This is a genomic window from Dietzia sp. DQ11-44 (genome assembly GCF_014145205.1).
GTDB classification, from domain to species: Bacteria; Actinomycetota; Actinomycetes; order Mycobacteriales; family Mycobacteriaceae; genus Dietzia; species Dietzia natronolimnaea.
The window spans coordinates 1-4609 of record NZ_JAALEC010000128.1; the positions used below are offsets into that span (position 1 = coordinate 1).

Genomic DNA, 4609 nt, shown 5'->3' on the forward strand with positions numbered 1-4609 from the left:
ACCACCGCACCCCCCTGCGCCAATCGGACTCGCCACCATTCGAACGTGTGATCCACCTTATCGCCCGGGGCGGAACAGCACAAGTGTTCGATCCAGAATTGCCGGGCATGGCGCCCAGACCACCCGGTGATCACACGACAGCGGCGCCTCTCCACTGGAGGAGAGACGCCGCTGGTGGCACCGACCCCGTCGGGTCGCCGTGAGTGTGATCAGGCCGAAGCCGCTGGTCAGGCAGAGGCGCCCTTGGACTTGCCGGCCGACTTGAGGTCGTTGCACGCCTCGACGACCCGCTCGGACATCCCCTGCTCGGCCTTCTTGAGGTACGAGCGCGGGTCGTAGACCTTCTTGTTGCCGACCTCGCCGTCGATCTTCAGGACGCCGTCGTAGTTGGCGAACATCTGACCGGCGATCGGGCGGGTGAACGCGTACTGCGTGTCGGTGTCGACGTTCATCTTGATGACGCCGTAGCTCAGCGCCTCCTCGATCTCGCTCTTGGCCGAGCCCGAGCCGCCGTGGAAGACGAAGTCGAACGGCAGGTCACCCTCGTTGAGACCGAGCTTCTCCACCGCGACCTCCTGGCCCATCTTGAGCACCTCGGGACGCAGCACGACGTTGCCCGGCTTGTAGACGCCGTGGACGTTGCCGAACGTCGCGGCGAGCAGGTAGCGCTGCCCGGTGTTGCCGGCCCCGAGCGCGTCGATGGTCGCCTCGAAGTCCTCGCGGGAGGTGTAGAGCTTCTCGTTGATCTCGTTCTCGACACCGTCCTCCTCGCCGCCCACGACGCCGATCTCGATCTCGAGGATCTGGTTGGCGCTGGCCGTCTTCTCGAGGAGCTCCTTGGCGATCTCGAGGTTGCGGTCGAGCGGGGTGGCCGAGCCGTCCCACATGTGCGACTGGAACAGCGGGTTACGCCCGGCGTCCACGCGCTCCTGGGAGATCTGGATGAGCGGGCGCACGAAGGTGTCGAGCTTGTCCTCGGGGCAGTGGTCGGTGTGCAGCGCGACCAACACGTCATACTTCTCGGCCACGATGTGCGCGAACTCGGCCAGCGCGACCGCGCCCGTCACCATGTCCTTGACGTTCAGGCCGGACCCGAATTCCGCTCCACCCGTGGAGAACTGGATGATCCCGTCCGAGCCCGCGTCGGCGAATCCCTTGATGGCCGCGTTGATGGTCTCGGAGGAGGTGCAGTTGATCGCGGGGTAGGCGAAGCCCTCCTTGCGAGCCCGGTCGAGCATGTCCTTGTACTGCTCCGGGGTGGCGATAGGCATTGACGATCCTCCAGATTTCGGCACTGTGACTCATCCCATCCTACGAGGTACCGCGAGGTGGCGGGCCCCGGAGGACCAGCGGGGGCACGGTTTCAGCCGTTTCCCAGCAGAGCGGGTCTACGATTCCCGAGGTGAACACGCACCTGGTGGCCGAACAGGCCCAGCACGTCCTGGCGCTCGGTCCCGGATTCATGGACCCGGAGTTCTGGCTGTCCGGCGACGGACCGTTCGGCAACGCGATACTCCCGGCTCTCCTCGCCGTGGTCTTCGTCGAGTCCGGTCTGCTGTTCCCGTTCCTCCCGGGCGACTCACTGTTGTTCACCGCGGGGCTGCTCACCCAGCAGGACAACCCCTTCGCACCACTGTGGGTGGTGCTGGTGGCCGCCCCGATCGCGGCGTTCCTCGGCGACCAGGTGGGCTACTTCATCGGCAACCGGTGGGGCCACCACCTGCGGGAGCGGCCGGACGGGCGGATCTTCAAGCAGGTCTACATCCGCGAGGCCCACGAGTTCTTCGACAAGTGGGGGCCGGCCACGATCATCTTGTGCCGCTTCGTGCCGATCGTCCGCACCTACGCGCCGCTGGTGGCGGGCATGGCCGGGATGCGCTACCGCGTGTTCGTGCTGTTCAACATGGTGGGTGCGGTGTTGTGGGCCGCGGGGGTGACCGCACTCGGCGCATGGTTGGGGCAATTCGCGCTGATCAAGGAGCACATCGACCTGATCCTCATCGGGATCGTGCTGATCTCGGTCATACCGATGGCCGTCACCGCCGGGCCGAAGCTCGTCGACCGCATCCGCAACGGGCCCTCCGCCCCGGCGGCCTGAGCCGGGTCTCTACCGTGGTCGTCCGCCCCGCCAACGGAGGGCGGCGACCGTCGCCCCGACCACCAGGACCACACCGATCCCCTGAAGGCCCGGGGAGTCGTCCGCCCCGCCGAGGACGATCGCCACTCCCCCGAGGCCCACCACGCTCAGCACCCCGACGAGGACCAGGGCGAACCCCGCTGCGCTCCTCATTCCTCCACCCATTCCAGCAGGTCCCCGGGCTGACACTCAAGCACGCGACACATGGCCTCGAGCGTGCTGAACCGCACCGCCTTGGCACGCCCGTTCTTCAGCACCGCGACGTTCGCCGGCGTGAGTCCCACCCGCTCCGCGAACTCACCCACGCTCATCTTGCGCCTGGCGAGCTCTACGTCAATCCGCACAACGATCGGCATCACACCACCGTGTCCATCTCGAATCGCAACGAGGTGGCCTGCCGGAGGAGCGCCCGCATGACGACCATGAGCAGCGCCGCGACGGTGATGATGACGACGACGAGGAAGAGCAACAGCGGCAGTCCGGGATCGTTCGCGTTGACGCCCACGAGCACCAGGACGAGCACGAGCATCCCCCAGGCCGCGACGATCGCCCCGAGGATCACGTCGACCCAGATCAGTGACGCGTCGGTGAAGATGCGGTCGTCCTTGACCAGCGTGAGCAGCTTCCAGGTGGCCACCACCACGACCTGGATGCACAGCACCCAGTAGATCGACACCGCCGTCAGTGGCCACCGCAGGTGTGCGTCGCCCGGCGATGTCTCAGCCATGTGCGCGAACTGCCCGGGCAACGACATGGTCTGCAGCAGGAGCAGTACCGCGAACAGCACCACCAGGGACACCCGCAGCGGCAGGACCGCTCGTCTTTCGATCTCCATCTCACGACTATGGATGATTAACTATCGAAAATCAATAGATAGATGTTGCACCTCGGGTGGCACAGCCCAGGTTGGCCAGCCCAGGTCGGCCAGCCCAGGTCAGCACAGCTCAGGTCGGCGCAGCGTGCTCGCGGACCCACGCGTGCATCGCGATCCCCGCGGCCACGCCCGCGTTGATGGACCGGGTCGAGCCGAACTGGGCGATCGACACGGTCTTCGCCGCCCGTCGTCGCGCGTCGGCGCTGACCCCGGGACCTTCCTGACCGAACAGCAGCACACACTCGCGCGGGAGCCGGGCGGTCTCGAGCGGCTCGGCGCCGGGGAGGTTGTCGACGGCGACGACCGGCACCCCTGAAGATTCGGCCCAGTCCATCAGCGCGGCCACGTCCTCGTGATGGCGCAGGTGCTGGTAGCGGTCGGTGACCATCGCCCCGCGACGGTTCCAGCGACGTCGTCCCACGATGTGCACCTCCGCCGCGAGGAACGCGTTGGCCGTCCGGACCACGGTGCCGATGTTGGCGTCGTGACCGAAGTTCTCGATGGCCACGTGGAAGGGGTGCCGCCGGGTGTCGAGGTCGGCGACGATCGCTTCTCGCCGCCAGTACCGGTAGCGGTCGACCACGTTGCGGCGGTCGCCCGAGTCGAGCAGGTCCGGATCCCAGCGGTCGCCCGTGGGCCGCGGCTCACCGGGGCGCTCGAGCTCCCACGGTCCGACGCCCACGAGCCCATCGCCCCACTCGGTCGGCCCGGCGGCGGGATCCGCCGTCGCCACCTCGCGGTCGGCAGCGGGGCCGCTCACGAGGTGAGTCGTCGATTGACCAGCCTGATGACCCGCCCCGGCCCGATCTGGGACGCCAGGTACATCGCGGTGGCCTGCGTACCCACCGGCCGGTGGACCTCGCGACCGAGGGCGCCGCGGATCCGACCCAGCACCCCGGACGGGGTGCGCCGCGTCTGCTCGGCCAGCCCGAGGATCTCGCCGGCCACGTCGGCCTCGGTCAGGCGGACGCCCATGTTCCGCATCCCGGCGGTGTCGACGCCCTCGAGCATGCCGGTACCCACGTAGAGCGGCCACACCGAGCACACCCGGATGCCCTTCGGCCCCCATTCGAGGTCCAGCGCCTCGGTGAGGCCGCGGACGGCGAACTTGGTGGCCGAGTACACGGCCATCTCGGCCTGGCCGTAGATCGCCGACGCCGAACAGAGGTTGACCACGGTCGGGGCCGGGGCCCTCTCCAGGTATCCGAACGCCGCCCGGCAGCCGTACATCACGCCCTTGACGTTGACGTCCACCAGCGCGGAGTCCCGCTCGTAGCTCGCATCCGTGAACGGCATCCCGTACAGCAGCCCGGCATTGTTGACCAGGACGTCGAGCGCACCGCCGGAGCGGTCGGTCAACTCCGCCAGGGCGGACTCCCAGGCGGCCGGGTCCGTGACGTCCAATGCGCCGGTGACCACGCGGTCATCCCCCCGCGCCCACTCGCACGGTTCCAGGTCGAAGGCACCCACGAGGTAGCCGGCGTCGGCGAATCTGCGCGCGGTGGCCTCGCCGATCCCGCGACCGGCGCCGGTGATCAGGACCGTGCGGATCCCGGTTCCGCCCGGCGAGCCCGCGCCGGCGACGCTCACGCCGACCG

The 4609-nt window shown here is 68.4% G+C and carries 7 protein-coding genes; 1 reads left to right on the forward strand and 6 read right to left on the reverse strand.

Features of this window, described 5'->3' with window-relative positions; genetic code table 11:
* Positions 1-227: 227 nt before the first annotated feature.
* Positions 228-1271, reverse strand: a complete 1044-nt coding sequence (gene fbaA / locus G6018_RS04000; protein ID WP_182638808.1) for a class II fructose-bisphosphate aldolase — start codon at positions 1269-1271, stop codon at positions 228-230.
* Positions 1272-1462: 191 nt separating this feature from the next.
* Here fbaA and G6018_RS04005 point away from each other — a divergent pair, with 191 nt between their 5' ends.
* A complete protein-coding gene (locus tag G6018_RS04005; RefSeq protein ID WP_182638812.1) occupies positions 1463-2098 on the forward strand; it encodes a DedA family protein in 636 nt (211 codons plus the stop codon).
* A 9-nt stretch (positions 2099-2107) separates the two neighbouring features.
* On the opposite strand, the gene G6018_RS04010 is transcribed toward G6018_RS04005, so the two are convergent.
* The 5 genes from G6018_RS04010 to G6018_RS04030 form a co-directional block, all read right to left on the reverse strand.
* A complete protein-coding gene (locus G6018_RS04010) occupies positions 2108-2290 on the reverse strand; it encodes a hypothetical protein (RefSeq protein ID WP_179523504.1) in 183 nt (60 codons plus the stop codon).
* On the reverse strand, positions 2287-2493 hold the full coding sequence (locus G6018_RS04015; protein WP_179523505.1) for a helix-turn-helix transcriptional regulator: 207 nt from the start codon (positions 2491-2493) through the stop codon (positions 2287-2289). The genes G6018_RS04010 and G6018_RS04015 overlap by 4 nt, the downstream gene beginning before the upstream one ends.
* The gene (locus G6018_RS04020) at positions 2493-2972 is read right to left on the reverse strand and encodes a DUF2975 domain-containing protein (RefSeq protein ID WP_182638810.1); all 480 of its coding nucleotides are present in this window, start codon (positions 2970-2972) and stop codon (positions 2493-2495) included. The genes G6018_RS04015 and G6018_RS04020 overlap by 1 nt, the downstream gene beginning before the upstream one ends.
* Before the next feature lie 109 nt (positions 2973-3081).
* A complete protein-coding gene (locus G6018_RS04025) occupies positions 3082-3771 on the reverse strand; it encodes an RNA methyltransferase (RefSeq protein ID WP_347237786.1) in 690 nt (229 codons plus the stop codon).
* Complete coding sequence (locus tag G6018_RS04030) at positions 3768-4601, reverse strand: SDR family oxidoreductase (protein WP_182638816.1); 834 nt, start codon at positions 4599-4601, stop codon at positions 3768-3770. The genes G6018_RS04025 and G6018_RS04030 overlap by 4 nt, the downstream gene beginning before the upstream one ends.
* Between the last annotated feature and the right edge of the window lie 8 nt (positions 4602-4609).